19 protein-coding genes are annotated in these 19706 nt (G+C 74.0%); 4 read left to right on the forward strand and 15 right to left on the reverse strand.

Annotation, left to right across the window (positions count from 1 at the left end):
* Positions 1-54: 54 nt before the first annotated feature.
* The 5 genes from SM573_RS02595 to truB all read right to left on the reverse strand — a co-directional run bounded on the left by SM573_RS02595 (position 55) and on the right by truB (position 6522).
* The gene (locus SM573_RS02595) at positions 55-1356 is read right to left on the reverse strand and encodes a M16 family metallopeptidase (protein WP_474615387.1); all 1302 of its coding nucleotides are present in this window, start codon (positions 1354-1356) and stop codon (positions 55-57) included.
* A gap of 184 nt (positions 1357-1540) precedes the next feature.
* Positions 1541-3895: a polyribonucleotide nucleotidyltransferase gene (locus SM573_RS02600; RefSeq protein ID WP_474613841.1), complete on the reverse strand. Its 2355-nt coding sequence runs from the start codon at positions 3893-3895 to the stop codon at positions 1541-1543.
* Between the two features lie 225 nt (positions 3896-4120).
* Positions 4121-4390: a 30S ribosomal protein S15 gene (gene rpsO / locus SM573_RS02605; protein ID WP_474613842.1), complete on the reverse strand. Its 270-nt coding sequence runs from the start codon at positions 4388-4390 to the stop codon at positions 4121-4123.
* A 239-nt stretch (positions 4391-4629) separates the two neighbouring features.
* Positions 4630-5559: a bifunctional riboflavin kinase/FAD synthetase gene (locus tag SM573_RS02610; RefSeq protein WP_474615388.1), complete on the reverse strand. Its 930-nt coding sequence runs from the start codon at positions 5557-5559 to the stop codon at positions 4630-4632.
* A gap of 78 nt (positions 5560-5637) precedes the next feature.
* Positions 5638-6522, reverse strand: a complete 885-nt coding sequence (gene truB / locus SM573_RS02615; protein WP_474613844.1) for a tRNA pseudouridine(55) synthase TruB — start codon at positions 6520-6522, stop codon at positions 5638-5640.
* A gap of 146 nt (positions 6523-6668) precedes the next feature.
* On the opposite strand from truB, the gene SM573_RS02620 reads away from it, so the two are divergent.
* Both SM573_RS02620 and SM573_RS02625 read left to right on the forward strand, forming a co-directional pair.
* Positions 6669-6968 (forward strand): hypothetical protein, encoded by a 300-nt coding sequence (locus tag SM573_RS02620; RefSeq protein ID WP_474613845.1) that lies wholly within the window; start codon positions 6669-6671, stop codon positions 6966-6968.
* 88 nt (positions 6969-7056) lie between these two features.
* Positions 7057-8070 (forward strand): hypothetical protein, encoded by a 1014-nt coding sequence (locus SM573_RS02625; protein WP_474615389.1) that lies wholly within the window; start codon positions 7057-7059, stop codon positions 8068-8070.
* Positions 8071-8088: 18 nt separating this feature from the next.
* Here SM573_RS02625 and SM573_RS02630 read toward each other — a convergent pair whose 3' ends face one another.
* The 10 genes from SM573_RS02630 to rimP form a co-directional block, all read right to left on the reverse strand.
* The gene (locus SM573_RS02630; protein WP_474613847.1) at positions 8089-9414 is read right to left on the reverse strand and encodes an MATE family efflux transporter; all 1326 of its coding nucleotides are present in this window, start codon (positions 9412-9414) and stop codon (positions 8089-8091) included.
* Between the two features lie 1199 nt (positions 9415-10613).
* On the reverse strand, positions 10614-10823 hold the full coding sequence (locus SM573_RS02635; protein WP_474614020.1) for a DUF6186 family protein: 210 nt from the start codon (positions 10821-10823) through the stop codon (positions 10614-10616).
* Positions 10823-11230 carry a hypothetical protein gene (locus SM573_RS02640; RefSeq protein WP_474615390.1) on the reverse strand — a complete coding sequence of 136 codons (408 nt, stop codon included), beginning with the start codon at positions 11228-11230 and terminating at the stop codon, positions 10823-10825. The genes SM573_RS02635 and SM573_RS02640 overlap by 1 nt, the downstream gene beginning before the upstream one ends.
* Positions 11231-11306: 76 nt before the next feature.
* Complete coding sequence (locus tag SM573_RS02645) at positions 11307-12380, reverse strand: DHH family phosphoesterase (protein ID WP_474615391.1); 1074 nt, start codon at positions 12378-12380, stop codon at positions 11307-11309.
* Positions 12377-12865, reverse strand: a complete 489-nt coding sequence (gene rbfA, locus SM573_RS02650) for a 30S ribosome-binding factor RbfA (RefSeq protein WP_474613850.1) — start codon at positions 12863-12865, stop codon at positions 12377-12379. Before rbfA ends, SM573_RS02645 begins: the two co-directional genes overlap by 4 nt.
* A 165-nt stretch (positions 12866-13030) precedes the next feature.
* Positions 13031-13324: a DUF503 domain-containing protein gene (locus SM573_RS02655; protein WP_474613851.1), complete on the reverse strand. Its 294-nt coding sequence runs from the start codon at positions 13322-13324 to the stop codon at positions 13031-13033.
* A 92-nt stretch (positions 13325-13416) separates the two neighbouring features.
* Complete coding sequence (gene infB / locus SM573_RS02660; protein WP_474615392.1) at positions 13417-16401, reverse strand: translation initiation factor IF-2; 2985 nt, start codon at positions 16399-16401, stop codon at positions 13417-13419.
* A 93-nt stretch (positions 16402-16494) separates the two neighbouring features.
* A complete protein-coding gene (locus tag SM573_RS02665; RefSeq protein WP_474613853.1) occupies positions 16495-16827 on the reverse strand; it encodes a YlxR family protein in 333 nt (110 codons plus the stop codon).
* 15 nt (positions 16828-16842) lie between these two features.
* Positions 16843-17886: a transcription termination factor NusA gene (gene nusA, locus SM573_RS02670; protein WP_474613854.1), complete on the reverse strand. Its 1044-nt coding sequence runs from the start codon at positions 17884-17886 to the stop codon at positions 16843-16845.
* Positions 17883-18554 (reverse strand): ribosome maturation factor RimP, encoded by a 672-nt coding sequence (rimP, locus tag SM573_RS02675; protein ID WP_474615393.1) that lies wholly within the window; start codon positions 18552-18554, stop codon positions 17883-17885. Before rimP ends, nusA begins: the two co-directional genes overlap by 4 nt.
* Positions 18555-18785: 231 nt before the next feature.
* Here rimP and SM573_RS02680 point away from each other — a divergent pair, with 231 nt between their 5' ends.
* Entirely contained in the window at positions 18786-19238 is a 453-nt protein-coding gene (locus SM573_RS02680; RefSeq protein WP_474615721.1) for a hypothetical protein, read from the forward strand.
* The gene (locus tag SM573_RS02685) at positions 19235-19684 is read left to right on the forward strand and encodes a ferritin-like domain-containing protein (RefSeq protein ID WP_474615394.1); all 450 of its coding nucleotides are present in this window, start codon (positions 19235-19237) and stop codon (positions 19682-19684) included. Before SM573_RS02680 ends, SM573_RS02685 begins: the two co-directional genes overlap by 4 nt.
* The last annotated feature ends 22 nt before the right edge of the window (positions 19685-19706 follow it).

The following is a 19706-nucleotide window of genomic DNA, read 5'->3' on the forward strand; positions in this document are numbered from 1 at the left end:
GGGGCGCGAGACGGATGATCCCGGGCAGCACGCTGCGTGGTCGGCGCGGGCGGATCAGGGGGTGGAGAAGTCTCCGGCGCCGAAGGGGCCGACCACGGCGAGGGACATCGGGCGCCCGAGCAGGTCGGCGGCGAGGGTGTTGACGTCCTCGACCGTCACCGCGTCGACCCGGGCGAGCAACTCGTCCACGGGCATCAGGTCCCCGTAGAGCAGCTCCCCCTTGGCCAGCCGGCTCATCCGCGAACCGGTGTCCTCCAGGCCCAGCACGAAGGACCCCTTGGACATCCCCTTGCCGCGGGCCACCTCGGCCTCGGTCAGCCCGTCGGCGGCCACGCGGGCCAGCTCGGCGCGGGTCAGTTCCAGGACCTCGTCGACCTTGCCCGGCGCACAGCCGGCGTAGACGGCGAAGAGGCCGGTGTCGGCGTACTGGCTGGCGTAGGAGTAGACCGAGTACGCGAGGCCGCGCTGCTCCCGGATCTCCTGGAACAGCCGGCTGGACATCCCTCCGCCGAGCACGTTGTTGAGCACTCCGAGCGCGAAGCGGCGATTGTCGGTCCGGTCGATGCCGGGGCAGCCGAGGATCACGTGCGCCTGCTCGGTCTCCTTCGGCTCCACCACCGTGGCGGCGGACCGGGTGCGTACGGCCGGGGTCGCCGCGCGCCTTGGTGCGGGCGCCGCCGGGTCGGTGTCGAGCGGGGTGTCCCGCAACGCCTGCCGGACGAGCTTGACCACCGTCGCGTGGTCCAGGTTGCCGGCGGCGGCCACGACGATCTGCGGAGCCGTGTAGTGCCGCCGGTAGAAGCTGTTGATCTGACCCCGGGTCATCGGGGTGACCGTCTCCTCGGTGCCGGAGATCAGCCGGCCGAGCGGGTGCTCGCCGTAGACGGCCCGCGCGAAGATGTCGTGCACCTCGTCACCGGGCTCGTCGTCGTGCATGGCGATCTCCTCGAGGATCACGCCGCGCTCGGTCTCCACGTCCGCCGCCTCCAGCACGGAGTCGGCCACGAGGTCGCACATCACGTCGATCGCCAGTGGCAGGTCCTCGTCCAGCACACGGGCGTAGTAGCAGGTGTACTCCTTGGTGGTGAACGCGTTGGTCTCGCCGCCCACCGCCTCGATCGCGGAGGAGATCTCCAGCGCGCTGCGCTTGCGGGTGCCCTTGAAGAGCAGGTGCTCCAGGAAGTGCGCGGCGCCGGACTGCGGGCCGACCTCGTCCCGCGAGCCGACCGCCACCCAGATCCCGAACGACACGCTGCGCATCGCCGGGATCGCCTCGGTGAGCACGCGCAGCCCGCTGGGGAGCACCGTACGCCGCACCGTGCCGCCCAGCGGGTCCTCGCTGATCGTCCGGGTCACCGCCCGGCCGGCGCCACCGGAGCGCGCGGGGCCGGACGACGCCGCCCCCCGTCGATCCGCAGGGAAAGGCGAACGCTGGGCCCGACTCACGGAAACCTGCTCTCACATCGACGGGGGGTGGGGTGCCACGGAGAAAAGACCGGCCGGACGGTGCCCGTTCGGGCGCCGTCCGGCCGGTCGGTGATCAGCTGTGCCGCGTGCGACGGCGCGGGCGGGACTCGCCGCCACCCTCGCCGCCCTCCGGGGCGCGGCCGCCGCGCTCCCGGTCGCCGCGCTCACGGTCACCGCGCTCTCGCGGGGCCCGCTCGCGGCCGGCGGGACGCTCGCCACCGGCCGCCTCGGGGGCGGCCGGCGCCTCGGCGCCCTCGGGGCGCACCTTGTCCAGGTAGATCTTGCCGCGCTGGTCGATGTCGGCGATCTCCACCTCGACGCGGTCGCCCACGTTGAGGAAGTCCTCGACCTTCTCGACCCGCTTGCCGTCGCCCACCTTGGAGATGTGAAGCAGACCGTCGCGGCCCGGAAGCAGCGAGACGAACGCGCCGAACGCGGCCGTCTTCACCACGGTGCCGAGGAACCGGTCGCCGACCTTCGGCAGGGTCGGGTTGGCGATCGCGTTGATCCGCTCGACGGCGGCCTGGGCGGACGGCCCGTTGGTCGCGCCGACGTAGATCGTGCCGTCGTCCTCGATCGAGATCTCTGCGCCGGTCTCGTCCTGGATCGCGTTGATCGTCTGACCCTTGGGACCGATCACCATGCCGATCTTGTCGACCGGGATCTTCACGGTGGTCACCCGCGGCGCGTAGTCGCTCATCGCGGCCGGGCCCTCGATCGCCGACTGCATCACGTCGAGGATCGTCTGCCGGGCCTCGTGCGCCTGCTGGAGCGCGCCCGCCAGCACGTCCGACGGGATGCCGTCGAGCTTGGTGTCGAGCTGCAGCGCGGTGACGAAGTCCCGCGTGCCGGCGACCTTGAAGTCCATGTCGCCGAACGCGTCCTCGGCGCCGAGGATGTCGGTGAGCGTCACGTACTGCGTCTTGCCGTCGACCTCGTCGGAGATGAGGCCCATGGCGATGCCGGCCACCGGCGCCTTCAGCGGGACACCCGCGGAGAGCAGGCCCAGGGTCGAGGCGCAGACCGACCCCATGGAGGTGGAGCCGTTGGAGCCGAGCGCCTCGGAGACCTGCCGGATGGCGTAGGGGAACTCCTCGCGTGAGGGCAGGACGGGGATGAGCGCCCGCTCCGCCAGCGCGCCGTGGCCGATCTCGCGCCGCTTCGGCGAGCCGACCCGGCCGGTCTCACCGGTGGAGTACGGCGGGAAGTTGTAGTTGTGCATGTAGCGCTTGGACTTCTCCGGGGAGAGGGTGTCCAGCGCCTGCTCCATGCGCAGCATGTTGAGCGTGGTGACGCCCAGGATCTGGGTCTCGCCGCGCTCGAAGATCGCCGAGCCGTGGACCCGGGGCAGCACGCCGACCTCGGCGGTCAGCGGACGGATGTCGCGCGGGCCGCGGCCGTCGATGCGGACCTGCTCGCGCAGCACCCGGCTGCGGACCTCGGCCTTGGTGAGCGACCGGAAGGCGGCGGAGAGCTCCTTCTCGCGGCCCTCGAAGCGCGGGCCGAGCTCCTCGGCGACCCGGGCCTTGACCCGGTCCAGGGCCTCCTCGCGGTCGGCCTTGCCGGCGATCTTCAGGGCCTCGGCCACGTCGGCGCGGGCCAGGTCGGCCACCGCGTCGTAGGCGTCGTCGAGGTAGTCGAGGAAGACCGGGAAGTCGGCGACCGGCTTGGCGGCCACCTCGGCCAGCTCGCTCTGCGCGCGGCACAGCTCGCGGATGGCCGGCTTGGCGGCCTCCAGGCCGCTGGCGACGACCTCCTCGGTCGGGGCGGGCGCGCCGCCGGCGACCAGCGCCACGGTGTGCTCGGTGGCCTCGGCCTCGACCATCATGATCGCGACGTCACCGTCCGGCAGCGCCCGGCCGGCCACCACCATGTCGAAGGTGGCCCGGGCCAGCTCCTCGTGGGTGGGGAAGGCGACCCACTGGCCGTCGATGTGGGCCATCCGGGTCGCCCCGATCGGGCCGGAGAACGGCAGGCCGGACAGCTTGGTCGACATCGAGGCGGCGTTGATCGCCACGACGTCGTACGGGTGCGCCGGGTCGAGCGCGAGGACGGTCTCGACGACCTGGACCTCGTTGCGCAGGCCCTTGACGAACGACGGGCGCAGCGGCCGGTCGATGAGCCGGCAGGTGAGGATGGCGTCCTCGCTCGGGCGGCCCTCGCGGCGGAAGAACGAGCCGGGGATCCGGCCCGCGGCGTACATCCGCTCCTCCACGTCCACCGTCAGCGGGAAGAAGTCGAACTGCTCCCGGGGCTGCTTGCTGGCCGTGGTGGCGGAGAGGACGACGGTCTCGCCCAGCTGGGCGATGACCGAGCCGGCGGCCTGACGGGCGAGCCGGCCGGTGGAGAAGGTGATCTCACGGGTGCCGAAGGACCCGTTGTCGATCACGGCGGTGCGGGATTCGGTGCCGAGTTTGGTCTCGGTCATGGTGCGGTCGTGCTCCTTCGCATCGGGGGGCTCGCGACGCGGGAAGCTGTTCAGACGGCCGGTCTTCGATCGAAGCGCCCGGGTGGCGGCGGATGCCGCGTGCCCGGAGGCCACTACCGGAGACCGGTACGCTGACCGGCTCCCTGCTCGGGTGGTCGCGTCGCCCTGTTCTCTTCCTGTGGTGCGGGAACGGGGGAGCGGCCGACTGGCCGCTCCCCCGTCACGTCACCGGCGCAGACCGAGCCGCTCGATGAGCGACCGGTAGCGGTTGATGTCCTTCTTCTGGACGTAGTTGAGCAGCCGACGGCGACGGCCGACCAGCAGCAGCAGCCCACGGCGGCTGTGGTGGTCGTGCTTGTGCACCTTCAGGTGCTCGGTGAGCTCGGCGATCCGCTTGGTGAGGACCGCGACCTGCACCTCCGGCGAACCGGTGTCGCCTTCGCGGGTCGCGTACTCCGCGCGGATCTTGGCCTTGGACTCCTGGTCGAGCGCCATGTTCTCCCTGTTTCGATGGGTTGATCACTGATGTCCGTCAGCCCGTCCAGCGGACCGGATCCGGACCGGCACCTCGCACCCGCGGCGTCGAGCAGGCACGCGAGGCCCCACGTCGGTCCTCCGACGTCCCCGCCAGACTACCAGCCGCCGCCCCGACCGGCCGGGCAAGGGCACGCGCGCGGGGCGTCGGCACCCGCGGACGGCCCCGCCCGACGTCTGTGGGAGCGCGACCGGGCGGATCAGGCGAGGGCCTCGCGCGTCCGCTCCACGTCCTGGCGCATCTGCGCGACGAGCGGCTCGATCGAGTCGTACCGGATCTGCCCCCGCAGGTGGGCCACGAAGTCCAGCGCCAACCGCTCGCCGTAGAGGTCACCGTCGAAGTCCAGGGCGTACGCCTCGACCCGCCGCTCCCGCCCGGAGAAGGTGGGGTTGGTGCCGACGGAGACCGCCGCCATCAGCGGCTCCCGCCGGCCGCGCCGGACGAGCCGGGCCGCGTACACCCCGTCGGCGGGGATCGCCGCGTACCGGTGGCAGAGCAGGTTGGCGGTCGGGAAGCCCAGCTCACGCCCGCGCTGGTCGCCCCGGACCACCACGCCCTCCACCCGGTGCGGCCGGCCCAGCGCGGCCGCCGCCGCGCCGACGTCCCCGGCATCCACGCACGAGCGGATGTACGTCGAGGAGAACACCGTGCCGTCCTCGGCCACCAGCGGGCCGCCCTCCACCGAGAAGCCGAACGTGCGGCCCAGCCGCTCCAGCAGCGCCACGTCACCGGCGGCCTTGTGCCCGAAGCGGAAGTTGTCGCCCACCACGACCCGCGTCGCGTGCAGGGCCTCGACCAGCACGTCGTGCACGAACGCCTCGGCCGGCAGCCGGGAGAACTCGGGGGTGAACGGCACCACGCAGAGCACGTCGACGCCGAGGGCCTCGATCAGCTCGGCCTTGCGGGCCGGCTCGGTGAGCACGGCCGGATGCGAGCCGGGGCGGACGACCTCGGCCGGGTGCGGGTCGAAGGTGACCACGACGGACTGCACACCCAGCTCCCGGGCGCGCGCCACGGCGTGGCCGATGGTCGCCTGGTGCCCCCGGTGCACACCGTCGAAGACGCCGATGGTGACGACCGACCGCCCCCACCCACCGGGTGCCGCGTCGTACCCCCGCCACCGCTGCATGCCGCTCCTCCCCTGTCCCTCTCCCGCGTCCGTCCGCCGACCGTCGGCGGCACCGGTCCACTCCGCCGGCTGCGCCCGTCAGGCCGGGGCGAGCACGATCTCCGCGCGGGCCCGCCCCTCCCGCTCGCTGACGATAGCGATCAGGCCGCCGGCCGGGTCGAAGACGGCGTACGGCCCGGCGATCCCGGCCGGGTCGAGCGGCCCACCGTGCGACAGCACCGCGGCCTCCGCCTCGGTGGCGTCACGTCGGGGGAAGAACCGGTCCGCCGCCGCGGCGAGCGGCAGCGTGACCACCTCCGGCGCGCGCTGCTCCAGCTCGTCGAGGGTCGCGGCCTCGCCGAGGGTGAAGCCCCCCACCGCGGTGCGCCGCAGGGCGGTCAGGTGCCCGCCGACCCCGAGCGCCAGGCCCGCGTCCCGGGCGATGGCCCGGATGTACGTGCCGGAGGAGCAGGTGACGTCCACGTCGACATCGACGACATCGGGCTCGTCCCGGCGCACGGCGAGCAGCTCCAGCCGGGAGACGGTGACCCGCCGGGCCGGCAGCTCGACGCTCTCGCCCTCGCGGACCCGCTTGTACGCCCGCTGACCGTTGATCTTGATGGCGCTCACCGCGCTCGGCACCTGGTCGATCTCGCCGGTCTGGGCGGCGAGCGCCTCCCGCACGGCCTCGTCGGTCACGTGCCCGGCCGGCACGGTCCGGATGACCTCGCCCTCCGCGTCATCGGTGACGGTCGCCTGACCGAGGCGGATGGTGGCCGTGTAGCTCTTGCCCGCCCCGATCACGTACGTCAGCAGCCGGGTGGCCCGGCCCACGCCGATGACCAGCACCCCGGTCGCCATCGGGTCGAGGGTGCCACCGTGCCCCACCCGCCGGGTGCGGGCCAGGCGGCGGATCCGCGCCACCACGTCGTGCGACGTCATGCCGGCGGGCTTGTCCACCACGATCAGACCGTCAGTGCTCACGACCGCCAAGCCTGCCAGACCGCGGTGATCGCACGAGCGGGGGATACCGCCCTGATCAAGCGGCTGCCAAGATCCACGTGTTGCGCCGCACACGCCTACGAGGGAGGCCCCGCGCCGGCGGCGACGACGCATCCGGAGGAGATCTCATGAGCGACCCGTTGCCGTCGCACGAGCACCGCGCCCGCGTCGACCTGCCGGAGTGGATGCGCAACCCCGAGCCGCCGCGCCGTACGCTCGGCCGCCGGCTCTCCGACCTCGTCGACGCGGTCCCGGCGATGGGGACGGCACGGCGCAGGATGTGGGCCTGGCGGGACCGGAGCAGGTTCAGCGAGCGACACCCGGTGGCCTCCGCCATCGTGTCGTTCGTGATCGTCCTCGTGGTGGCTACCTGCCTGGTGGTCGGGGCGCTCTACGTGTTCTACGAGACGATCCACGGCGGGGTCTGATCTGGACGGCCCGTGGGGCCGGGAGCGGAGAGCCTCCGGCGGCCGCGCGTGCGAAGATCACGACCCGATCGCGCCCACTGGGACAGGAATGACCGACGACCCACCGAATCCCCCGCCGCCCCGCCGACTCGCCGAGGTGTTCCCCGACGACGCCGAGCCGGTCAGGGTTCCCGACTGGATGCGCCACCCGGTCCAGGAGCACGAGCTGAGCCGCGCGGACCGGCTTTGGCTGTCGTGGGAGCGGCACCGCGGGAAGCTCTTCGGAGCCCTCGGTCTGCTGCTCGTGGTGGGGTTGTTCGGCGTCCTCGGCACGGCCGGTCTGCGCTTCCTCGACAAGGTCGAGCGCGGCGAGGTCACGTGGGGGCCGAGCCCGACCCCGGCGCCGAGGCCGGTCGACGCCGACGGCAACACCCTGGGCGTTTACCTCGGCACCCCCGCCGAACATTTCGCCGTTGGTGAGGCGGCGATCGCGCTGCCGCCGGCCCAGGCGACGGGTCCGTTCACCGCCGCACAGGTATCTGCCGCACTCGCCGCCGTACGAGACGCGCTGGTCGAGGGTCGACTGAGCCCCGCCATGCTCCGCGGCGATCCGCGCGCGTTCCTCAGCCGACTCGCTCCGGACGCGCGGGCGGGGGTGACGGACGACCTGGCCAAGGGCAACAACCTGGGCTACGCCACCCGGATCCTCGAGGGCGCCGATCCGGGCTGGGTCCCCGGCGACGGCATCCGCGCCCAGGGCACCGTCGAGTACGCCGCCACCACGTCGGACGGCACGCGGCTGCTCACCATCACCACCCGGTTCATCTGGGTCTACTCCTTCGACCTGTTCCAGGCCCAGAGGTACCGGCCCGGAGCCGAACTGGTGACCCTGCGCGACGAGGTGGTGTGGCAGTTTCCGCACCCGGACGACGTCGGGCCATCGTCCCGGGGGCTCTGGATCGGGTCCGCCGACGTGACCGTCGCGAACGCCACCTGCGCGGCGATGGCGAAGGGCTTCATCGACCTGGAGTTCGATCCGAGGCGCCTGGCCGCTCCGCGGCCGGCGGCTACCGCCGACATCTACGATCCGGGTTTGCGGGCCGGGGCCGGCGAGTCCTGCTGAGGTGGGACCGCGAGCCCGTCAGCGCACCGCGCCGACGACGGCCCAGCGGCCGGAGCGCAGCCGCAGCAGCAGCGCCACCAGGCGGAGCACCACGAAGAGGGTGAGGCCGGCCCAGATGCCGCCCAGCCCGAGGTCGAGGCCGTGGGCGAGCCAGATCGCCGGGAGGAACCCGCCCAGCGCCGCCACCACGGTGAGGTTGCGCAGGTAACGGACGTCGCCGGCGCCGATCAGCACGCCGTCGAGGGCGAAGACCACCCCGGCCAGCGGCTGCATCGCGACGAACCAGGGCCAGGCCACCATGGCCTGGTCGCGGACGAGCGGATCGGAGCTGAACCAGGACGGCACGACGCCCGCGCCGGCCGCGATCAGCACCGCGAACGCGACCCCGCACGCACCGCCCAGCACGGCGATGCGGCGCGCCAGTCCCCGGGCCACGGCGTCGTCGCCGGCCCCCAGGGCCGCGCCGACCAGCGACTGCGCGGCGATCGCCAGCGCGTCGAGGACCAGCGCCGTGAAGAACCACAGCTGCAGGGCGATCTGGTGGGCGCCCACGGCGGCCGCGCCGAAGCGGGACGCCACCGCGGTCGCGGAGAGGAAGCTGGCCTGGAACGCCGCGCCCCGGATCAGCAGGTCGCGGCTGAGCACGAGCTGCTGCCGGATCAGCCGGGGTCGGGGTCGCAGCGAGACCCGCTCGGCCACCAGGGCCGCGGCGAACAGCCCGCCACTGAGCGTCTGGGCGACGGCGTTCGCCACCGCCGAGCCGTTGAGGCCGAGCCCGACGGGATAGACCAGCAGCGGGCAGAGCAGCGCGGAGAGCAGGTTGGGCGCGAGCACGAAGAGCAGCGGACGCCGGGTGTCCTGGATGCCGCGCAGCCAGCCGTTGCCGGCGGCCGCCAGCAGCAGGCCCGGGGCGCCGAGCGCCGCGATCCGCAGCCAGTGCGCGGCGGCGTCGGCCACCTCGCCGGGGCCGCCGACGAGGGTACGCGTCAACGCCCCGCCGCCGAGCTGCATGCCGACGGCGACCAGCAGCCCGACGCCGAACGCGAGCCAGGACGCCTGAACGCCCTCGGCGACGGCGGCGGCCCGGTCCCCCGCCCCGAACCGGCGGGCCGAGCGCCCGGTGGTGCCGTACGCCACCACGGTGCCGAGCCAGGCGGTGAGCGTCATGACCGTGCCGCCGACGGCGAGTGCGGCCAGCGGCACCCGGCCGAGGTGACCGACCACGGCGGTGTCGACGAGCACGTAGAGCGGCTCGGCGGCGAGCACGACGAGGGCCGGCAGGGCGAGCGCGGCGATCCTGCGCGGCGAGGCGGCGGTCCGGGCGGTGGCGACGGTCTGGCTCATCGCCGCCGATCCTGACACGACCGAGGTAAGGATCGCAAGACGTCTGAAGACTTACAGTACGGCGGCGTGCGGCCACGCTCGCCCGCGCCCGCGTCGGAGGCAGACGACTCGGCAGCCCGCGTCGATCCCGCGCGCCTCCGGGTCCGCGCCGGGATGCCGCCATGGCTGCCGGGCCTGCCGACGGCTCGGCGCCGGTCGCACCGCCCCAGCTCCAACGGCGAGGCTCCAGGCCCGAGCAGCCGCGGTGGGATCCGGCGCATCGCCGGGCGCCCACGCGGCAACGCGGTCACCAGCCGTAGGGCCACGCAGGCCTCGTTGCGGAAGGTCCATCCGGGGACGGGCGGCGACACGACCCCGGGCGACCGGAGCGGCTGCCCGCAACGACGGGCTCGGCACGGATGGCGGTTCGGTGGACGGACGCGGGGCCCGACGGGTGAAGGCTCAGGCCGACGGACAGGCGGAGCCCATGCGCGAATGCTGAGGCCGACGGGCGGACGGAGCCCGACCGGCGATGACTCAGGCCGACGGGCGCACGGAGCCCGACCGGCGAAGGCACAGGCACGGACGCGCGGAGCCTGACGAACGAGGGTTCCGGGCCGACGGGCGCGGGGCCGACAGGCGAGGGATCGGGCCGACGGGCTCCGCCGGCTACAGGCGGCCCGGCGCGACGGGAGAGCCGACGGGAGGAATGAGCGTCGCGCCGGACGGCGGCGGAAGAGCCACGGTCACCGGCGGCGGAAGTGCCGCGGGCGGGGCGGCCGGGAGGGGCTCGGCGCGGGGTGGGCGGTGACGCTGTCGGCGCGGCGCGTCGGCGGCGTCACCGCCGGTCGGTACGGGTCACTGACGGGTGTCCATCGACGTCTGCAACGCGCGGCGGGCCTGCTCGCGGGCCTCGTCAGTGGTCTCGGGCTTGGGCTTGCTCGGCATCGTGATGCTCCGTTCCAGGGTGCGAGCCACCGGCAGGCGGCGGCCCTCGCGGGCGGTCCTGCGGGCGCTTCCGACGGCGGTCCGGGGTCACCGGAGCGGCCGATCAGGTGGCGCGAACCCGGGTCGGTCGACCCTGGAGGGAGGCGGGGCCGGGTGCGGCACCACCCCCACGACCTGCGCCAATCGATGTGGCGCCGGCCGTTTCCCAAGTTAGCGTTCAGTCAGCCGCGCCGCGTACGGTTCCCGGCATCTGGACTGTCCGGCCGCGGACGTCAGCGGGCCAGGAAGTGCCAGCCCAGCCACCACCAGAACCCGAAGAGTCCGATCCGGCCCACCGGCACCGAGCCCACCTCGTAGCGCATCACGTACGCGCACACCTCACCGAGCGTGGGGACCCGCGAGCCCTCCCGGCGGGCCAGCCACTCGACGGTGGCGAAGAGCGCCAGGGCGGTGAGGAAACCGCCGATCGCCAGTGCCCGCATCATCGCCGCACCAGCCCCCAGAACGCGGACAGCCAGGCGAACCAGGCCGCCGAACGGACCAGCTGGTCCTCCAGGAGCGGGTCGGCCAGCCGCGAGAAGGTGGGAAACTCGTCACCCGCGGCGAGCACGAAGGCCGCCCCCTCGAACACTCCGAACACCACGATCGGCAACGCCCACCAGGCCGCGCCGGACCCGAGCCGCACCGGTGCCGGCCGGCGCGGCACCCGGTTGCTCAGACCGAGCCAGATCAGCACGCCACCGGTGCCCAGGGTGTAGAGGTTGGCCTCCGCCGAGAAGGACGCGAACCGGCCGCCCACCAGCGAGAGGCAGACCAGCACGGGCACGGAGACGGCGGGACGGTCCCAGGCGCGGGGCGCCTCGACGGTGAGCTCGCGGGGCTGCTCCATCCCGCAATTCTCCCCGCCGGCACCGCGAGCGGAAAGGCCCGACGCCCCGGAGCCGCCCCTGATCCGCGGGAACGGGTCAGCCGACGCCCGGCACGATCACCGCCGCGTCGAGCTGCCCACGGATGCTGTCGAGGACCGCCTCCGCGCCGCCACGCCCCGTGAACCCGGCCGCGAACCGGTGCCCGCCACCACCCAGCGCGACCGCCACCCGGCTGACGTCCACGGCCCCCTTGCTGCGCAGCGACACGGCCCACTCGCCCGGCGCGGTCTGCTTGAGCACGCAGCTCACGTCCGCCTCGGCGGTGCACCGCACCGAGTCGATCAGCGCCTCGAGCACGTACGGCCGCTGGCCGTGCCGGGCCAGGTCGTCGAGGGTCGCCCAGGTCCAGACCAGCCCGTGCCCGCCGGCCGCGGTCTGGTCCAGGCTGGCCCGGCCGAGCACCTCGCCGAAGAGTCGCACCGCCCCGAACGGGCGGGTGTCGAAGACGCGCCGGGAGATGTCGCCGGGACGGATGCCGGTGGCCAGCAGCCGGGCCGCCATCTGGTGCACGGCCGGGGTGGTCGCCTCGAACCGGAACGAACCGGTGTCGGTGGTGAGCGCCACGTACAGGCACTCGGCGATCCCGGCGTCGAGCTGGACGCCGAGCCGGGTCAGCAACTGCTCGGCGACCACCGAGGTCGCCGCGGCGTGCGGATCGACCAGGTTCACCCCGCCGAAGCGGGTGTTCGAGGCGTGGTGGTCCAGCACCAGCGCCGCCTCGGCCGTGCCCAACCGGTCGGCCAGCTCACCGAGGCGCGACTCGCTCGCGGCGTCGAAGCAGATCACCAGGTCCGGCGCCGGTTCGGCCTCCGCGGCCGGCACCAGCAGGTCGAGCCCCGGCAGCTCGCGGAACGGCTCGGGCACCTCCGGCGGGCCCGGGAAGGTCGCCTGCATCCGACGTACGCCGAGTTGCCGCAGGCCCAGCGCGAAGCCGAGCATGCTGCCCAGCGCGTCCCCGTCCGGGTTCACGTGGCAGATCAGCAGTACGCGCGAGTCGGCTGTCAGGTTCCGCAGCAGCGACTCGGCCGCGGCCCAGTCGGCCGCGCCCGGGCCGGATCCGGCCGGCGCCGCCTCGACGACGGCACCGGCCGGGCCACCGGACCCGCTCACCGCCGCTCCCCGCCGGCCGGCGGGGTCTCGTCCTCGGTGTCGTCGGTCTCCTCGGCCTCTTCGCTGTCCTCGTCGAGCCGGTAGGGCTGCGCCTCGCCGGCGTACTGTGCCTTGGCCGCGAGGCGCTGCACCTCCGCGTCCGCGCTGCGGGCCGCCGCGAGCAGGTCGTCGATGTGCTTGACCTGGTCCTGCACGTCGTCGAGGACGAAGGTCAGCGTCGGCGAGTGCCGCAGCCCGAGGGCCTTGCCCACGGTGCTGCGCAGCATGCCCTTGGCGCTCTCCAGCGCGGCGGCGGTGCCCGACTGGGCCGCCGCGTCGCCGAGGACGGTGTAGAAGACCGTGGCGTCGCGGAGGTCGGCGGTGATCCGCGCGTCGGTGATGGTGATCATGCCGAGCCGCGGGTCCTTGATCTGGCTCCGCACCACCGACGCGACCAGTTCCCGCACCCGCTCCGCGTGCCGGCGTACCTTGGCCGGATCCGTCATCTCGCCACCTCCACGGTGTCCCGCTCCCGGCTGGGACGCGGCGGCGCGACGCGCCCCCGGCCCGACCGCCCAACATCTCGAACACTACCCGCGCGGTCTGACCCGGCGCGCGGTGCCGGCGGCAGCGCCACCGACGGGACTGCCCGTCGGTGGCGGCCGGGCAGGTCAGTCGTCCTCGCCGTAGAGCCGGCGCCGCACCGAGAGCAGCTCGGCCTCCGGCCGGCCGGCGACCAGGCGCTCGCACGAGTCCAGCACCTCGCGGACGTGCGCCGCCTCGGCGGCCACCACGGCCACCCCGATTTCGGCCCGACCGTGCAGGTCGAGCGCCCCCACCTCGGCGGCGGAGACCTCGAAGCGGCGCAGGGCCGCCACGATCGGTCGTACGTATGATCTCTTGGCCTTGAGCGACCGGGAGTCACCCGGCAGCAACAGGTCGAAGACCGCGGTTCCGGTGAACATCGCCCCGGACGATACCCGTAGCGGGCCCCACATGATCAAGGGGTTTACGCCGTGTCGGCGTAAACCCCTTGACCTGCGTTCTCAGCGCGGGATCAGGCCCGCGGCTTCTCCCGCATCTCGAAGGTCTCGATGATGTCGCCGACCTGGATGTTGTTGAACCCACCCAGGGTCAGACCACACTCGAAGCCCTCCCGGACCTCCGTGGCGTCGTCCTTGAACCGCTTCAGCGAGTTGATCGTGAGGTTCTCCGCCACGACCGCCCCGTCCCGCAGCAGACGCGCACGCGCGTTGCGGCGGATGAGACCGGAGCGGACGATACAACCGGCGATGTTGCCGATCTTGGACGAGCGGAACACGTCGCGGATCTCCGCGGTGCCGAGCTCGACCTCCTCGTACTCCGGCTTGAGCAGCCCCTTGAGCGCCGCGTCGATCTCCTCGATGGCCTGGTAGATGACGGTGTAGTACCGGATCTCCACGCCCTCGCGGTCGGCGATCTCCCGGACCTTGTTCGCGGCCCGGACGTTGAAGCCGATGATCGTGACCGCCTCGGTCGAGGCGCTCGCGAGCATGACGTCGCTCTCGGTGATCGCACCGACGCCCCGGTGGATGATCCTGAGCTGGACCTCCTCGGGGATGTCGAGGTTGAACAGCGCGTCCTCGAGGGCCTCCACGGAACCGGAGACGTCGCCCTTGAGCACCAGGTTGAGCGAGGTCTTCTCGCCCTCCTTGAGCTGCTCCATGAGCGTCTCGAGGGTCGCCCGGCCACGGGAGTTGGCGAACGCCGCCGCCCGCCGCCGCGCCTGCCGCTGCTCGGCGATCTGACGCACCGTGCGGTCGTCCTCGGCCGCCAGGAACGTGTCACCCGCACCCGGCACCGCGGTCAGACCGAGCACCAGCACCGGACGGGCCGGACCCGCCTCGGCGACCGCGTTGCCGTTCTCGTCGAGCATCGCGCGGACCCGGCCGTGCGCCCCACCGGCGACGATCGAGTCGCCCGCCCGGAGGGTGCCCTTCTGCACCAGCACCGTCGCCACCGCACCGCGGCCCTTGTCCAGGTGCGCCTCGATCGCCACACCCTGCGCCGGCCCGTCGATCGGAGCGGTCAGCTCCAGCGACGCGTCGGCGGTCAGCAGGACGGCCTCGAGCAGGTCCTCGATGCCGATGCCCGGCTTCGCGGCCACGTTGACGAACATGGTGTCGCCGCCGTACTCCTCGGCGACCAGGCCGTACTCGGTCAGCTGCTGGCGGACCTTGTCCGGGTTGGCCTCCGGCTTGTCGACCTTGTTGACCGCGACCACGATCGGCACGTCCGCCGCCTTGGCGTGGTTGAGCGCCTCGATCGTCTGCGGCATCACGCCGTCGTCGGCCGCGACCACCAGGATCACGATGTCGGTGACCTGGGCACCACGGGCACGCATGGCCGTGAAGGCCTCGTGACCCGGGGTGTCGATGAAGGTGATCGCCCGGTCCTCGCCCTCGTGCGGGACGTGGACCTGGTAGGCGCCGATGTGCTGGGTGATGCCACCCGCCTCGCCGGCCACCACGTTCGCCTTGCGGATCGCGTCGAGCAGCTTGGTCTTACCGTGGTCGACGTGACCCATGACGGTCACCACCGGCGGACGGCTGACCAGACGGTCCTCCGCCACCTCGGCGTCGAGGTCGATGTTGAACTGCGCGAGCAGCTCGCGGTCCTCGTCCTCCGGGCTGACGATCTGCACGTTGAAGCCGAGGTGCTCACCCAGCAGCAGCAGGGTGTCGTCAGAGCAGGACTGGGTCGCGGTGACCATCTCGCCCAGGTTGAACATCTCCTGGACCAGCGAACCCGGGTTGGCGTTGATCTTGTCGGCGAAGTCCGACAGCGAGGCGCCACGGGAGAGCCGGACGACCTGACCCTGACCCCGGGGGGCACCCGAGCTCATGGTCGGAGCCGACAGGTTGTCGAACTCCTGTCTGCGCTGCTTCTTCGACTTGCGACCACGGGTCGGCTTGCCACCGGGGCGCCCGAAGGCACCCGCGGCGCCGCCGCCACGGCCACGGCCGCCGCCACCCGGACGACCGGCGCCACCACCGGCGGGCGCGCCCGGACGGAACCCACCGCCCGTGCCACCACCGGGGCCGCCGCGGTAACCACCGCCGCCGCCACCGCCACCGGCGCCGCCGCCGCGGTAACCACCGCCGCCGCCACCGCCACCGGGACCGCCGCGGAAGCCGCCGCCACCACCGCCGGGACGACCGGCACCGCCGCCGGGACGACCGGCACCGGGACCGCCGGGACGACCCGGACGCTGGCTCGGCATCGAGGCCGGGCTGGGCCGGGGCGGCATGGAGGCCGGGCTCGGCCGGGGCGGCATCGAGGCCGGGCTCGGCCGCGGGCCACCCGCGCCGGCCGCCGGCGGACGCTGCTGCTGACCGCCGGAGATGCCGAACGGGTTGTTACCGGCGCCGCGCGCCGGCGGACGGGCACCCGGACGCGCGCCCGGACCCGGGGTCGGACCGCCGGGACGACCGGCGGCCGGGGAACCCGGACGGGGCGGCAGGGTGCCCGGACCCGGCCGCGGGCCGGGACGGGGACCGCCCTCCGCCGGGGGCTCCCGGCGGGTGCTCTCCCGCTGCTGCTGGCGGGCGGCCTGCGCGGCCTTGACCGCGGCCTCCTGCTCAGCCTTGAGGGCGGCGGCGCGCGCCTCGGCGGCCGCCACCTCGATGTCGTGCGCGCTCGCCGGCTTCGCGACCGGGGTCGCGGCTGCCGGCGGGCCCGGAACGGGGCCCTTCTTCGGTCCCGGGGCCGGCGCGGCCGGCCGCCGCGGCGGCATCGGCTTGGCCGAGACCCGGGGCGAACCCGGGGCGGGCGACGGCGTCGGCGCCGGGGTCGGCGTGGGCGCGGCCGCCGGTGGGGCGGCCGGCGCCGCCGAACCGGCGGACGCGGCGAAGGCGCCCCGCAGCCGCCGGGCGACGGGCGCCTCGACGGTGCTGGACGCGGACTTCACGAACTCGCCCATCTCCTTGAGCTTGGCGAGAACGGTCTTGCTCTCGACCCCGAGCTCCTTCGCGAGCTCGTGTACGCGGGCCTTACCTGCCACTGCACTCCTCACTCCGAGGTCGTGCGGGCAGCACCCGCAGCGACCTCACTCGTGCACTTGAAGCCTGGTCATTTCTGGGACTTCATCGTGTGCTCATGTCGGTCGTCCTACCTTGCTAGCGACCCGCGCCCGGTCGGGTTGACCGGACGTCGTGGTTGGCGCATCGATGTGCTCCGCGAGCTCACCGTGGTCGAGGACCGCGGTGACGCGCAACGCACGCCCGAAGGCGCGTCGCCGCACCGCCTGCGCGAAGCAGGCCGGATCCGGGTGCAAGTTCGCTCCCCGACCCGGCAGTCTGCGGGCCGGATCGGGCCGGAGGCTGTAACCAGCCCCGTCGCCGACCGCTACGACCCGCAGCAGTTCGCCGCGCGGCGCCCGCCGCCGGCAACCCACACAGGTGCGCTCCGGCCGCGCGCGTCGTGCCACTGAGAAAGTCTACCCCTAGCTGCCGGAGATCGCGCCGCCCGGCTCCGGGACGTGATCAGCTCCGCTCCGGCCCGCCGGCGCGCTCTGCTCCGCGTCGGAACGGATGTCGATGCGCCAACCGGTCAACCGGGCCGCCAGCCGGGCGTTCTGCCCTTCCCGGCCGATCGCGAGCGAAAGCTGGAAGTCCGGCACGGTCACCCGCGCGGTCCGGGTGGCCAGGTCGACCACCTCGACCCGCAGGGCCTTGGCCGGCGACAACGCGTTACCGACGAAGGTGGCGGGGTCGTCCGACCAGTCGATGATGTCGATCTTCTCGCCGTGCAGCTCGCTCATGACGGCCCGGACCCGCTGGCCCATCGGCCCGATGCAGGCGCCCTTCGCGTTGACGCCGGGAGCCGTGGAGCGGACCGCGATCTTCGTACGGTGACCTGCCTCACGCGCGATGGCGCTGATCTCCACGGTGCCGTCGGCGATCTCCGGCACCTCCAGGGCGAAGAGCTTCTTCACCAGCGCCGGGTGCGACCGGGACAGGGTGATCTGCGGCCCACGCGCGCCCTTGGCGACGTGCACCACCACGCAGCGGATGCGCTCGCCGTGCACGTACCGCTCGCCGGGCACCTGCTCGGACTGCGGCAGGACGCCCTCCAGCTTGCCCAGGTCGACGCTGACGATGCCCTTCTCGGCGCGCGCCTCGTGCGCCTGCACCACGCCGGTGACCAGGTCGCCGTCACGGCCGACGTACTCACCGAAGTGCGCCTCGTCGGTGGCCTCCCGCAGCCGCTGGAGGATCACCTGCTTCGCCGTCATGGCGGCGATCCGGCCGAAGTCGTGCGGAGTGTCGTCCCACTCCCGTACGACCGCGCCCTCCTCGTCCAGTTCCTGCGCGTACACCGAGGCCGCGCCGGACTTGCGGTCGATCTCCACCCGCGCGTGCGGTTCGGCGCCATCGGTGTGCCGGTAGGCGGTCAGCAGCGCGGTCTCGATCGCCGCGAGGATCGTGTCGAACGGGATCTCCCGCTCGCGCTCCAGTGCGCGCAGCGCCGCGAGGTCGATGTTCACCTCTCCTCGTCCTCCACATCTTCGTCGTCGATGTCGTCTGAATCACCGGCCGCGCCGGTGTCACCGAACTCGTCCGCCTCGTCGATCTCGTCGAGGCGGTGGAACTCCACCTGCACCCGCCCGGGGCCGAGTTCGGCGTAGGTCCAGTCCGCGCGGCCGGCGTCGGTCTCCAGCGTCACGCGCTCCTCGTCCGCCGCGACGATCCGCCCGGTGACCTGCCGCTCGCCGGCGGGCTGCTCGCCGCGCTGCTCGGGCAGGGCGGCGCGGGTGGTCACCTTGACCAGCCGGCCGATGTTGCGCCGCCAGTGCCGGGGCAGGGTGAGCGGCCGGTCCACGCCCGGCGAGCTGACCTCCAGCTGGTACTCCCCCGCGACGATGTCGCCGCCGGTCTCCTCCGCGGCGTCGAGGGCGGCGGAGACGGCCCGGGAGACGTCCGCGACGGCGTCCAGGTTGATCCCGCCGTCGGCGTCCACGATCACCCGCACCACGTGCCGCCGCCCGGCCCGGGAGACGGCGAGGTCCTCGAGGTCGTAGCCGGCCTCGACCACCACCGGCTCGATCACGTCCCGCAACCGGGTGCGCCGCGCGGCGAGGTCACCGCCGCCGCGGGGGCGCTCACCGCCGCGGGGCCGCCCCGTCGACCTGGTGGCACGGCCACGCTGCGTCATCTCGCACCCTCTCCTGCCCGGCGGTGACCCTCGTCCCGCCCCATGCCGGCACGCCACCGGGGCGGACGCGCCCGGTGGCTGCGCAGAGCGTAACGCGCCGGCCGGCCGGCCGACCGGGCGGCGCACCGACGGCGATGCGTCACGTACCCGGAGGACATGGTGTTGACTTGTCCGGTGGCCAGAGGCACTCCAGCACAGCACCCAGAAGCACCCGGGCATTCCCGGCGCGGCCTGCTACGCGCCGGAGGGCTGCTCGCCCTCGGCGCCGCGGCGGTGCCGCTGGCCGGTTGCGACCTCCTCGGCCGTGACGACGAGGAGCCCCGCCCGCCCGATCCCCTGCGCCCGGTGCTGGACGAGGCGCTGGCGCTCGCCGCCGGCTACCGGGACGCCGCCGCGGCGCACCCGGACCTGGCCGGGCGGCTCACCCCCATCGCCGAGACGCACCAGGCGCACGCCGCCGAACTGGCCCGGATCATCGGCGCCGACCTGCCCTCACCCGCCGCGACACCGGGCGGTGGCAGCCCCGCCGCCGACCCCGACGCCGCCCTCACCGGCCTGCGGCAGCGCGAACGCGCCGCCCGGGACGCCGCGCTCACGGCCTGCGCCGCGGCGCCGGCGGACCGCGCCGCGCTGGTGGGGTCGATCGCGGCGGCCCGCGCCACGCACCTGGAGGCACTGAAGTGAGCGAGCGCAGCGCGCCACTCGCGCCCGCCGAGGCCCTCGCCGCGGCGCTGACCGCCGAGTACGCGGCCATCTTCGCCTACGGTCCGATCGGCGTACGGCTCTCCGGCGCGGCCCGCAACGCCGCCCGGCAGGCCGAGGCCGCGCACCGGCGTCGCCGCGACGCGCTGGTGGTGCAGCTCACGACGGCGGGCGCCGCGGTGCCCCCGGACCAGGCCGGATACAGCCTGCCGTTCCCGGTCACCGACCGGGCGAGCGCGTTGCGGCTGGCGGTCGAGGTCGAGGAGCGGACGGCGGCGCACTGGCGGGCGGCGCTGGCCGGCACCACCGGCAGCGACCGTGACCAGGCGCTGGACGCCCTGCTCGACTACGCCGTACGCGCCACCCGCTGGCGGCGGACGGCCGGCATCACCCCGCTCACGGTGGCCTTCCCCGGCCGCCCCACCTGACGGGGGCCGCCCGCCCGGCGGA

The organism is Micromonospora xinjiangensis, from assembly GCF_056150165.1.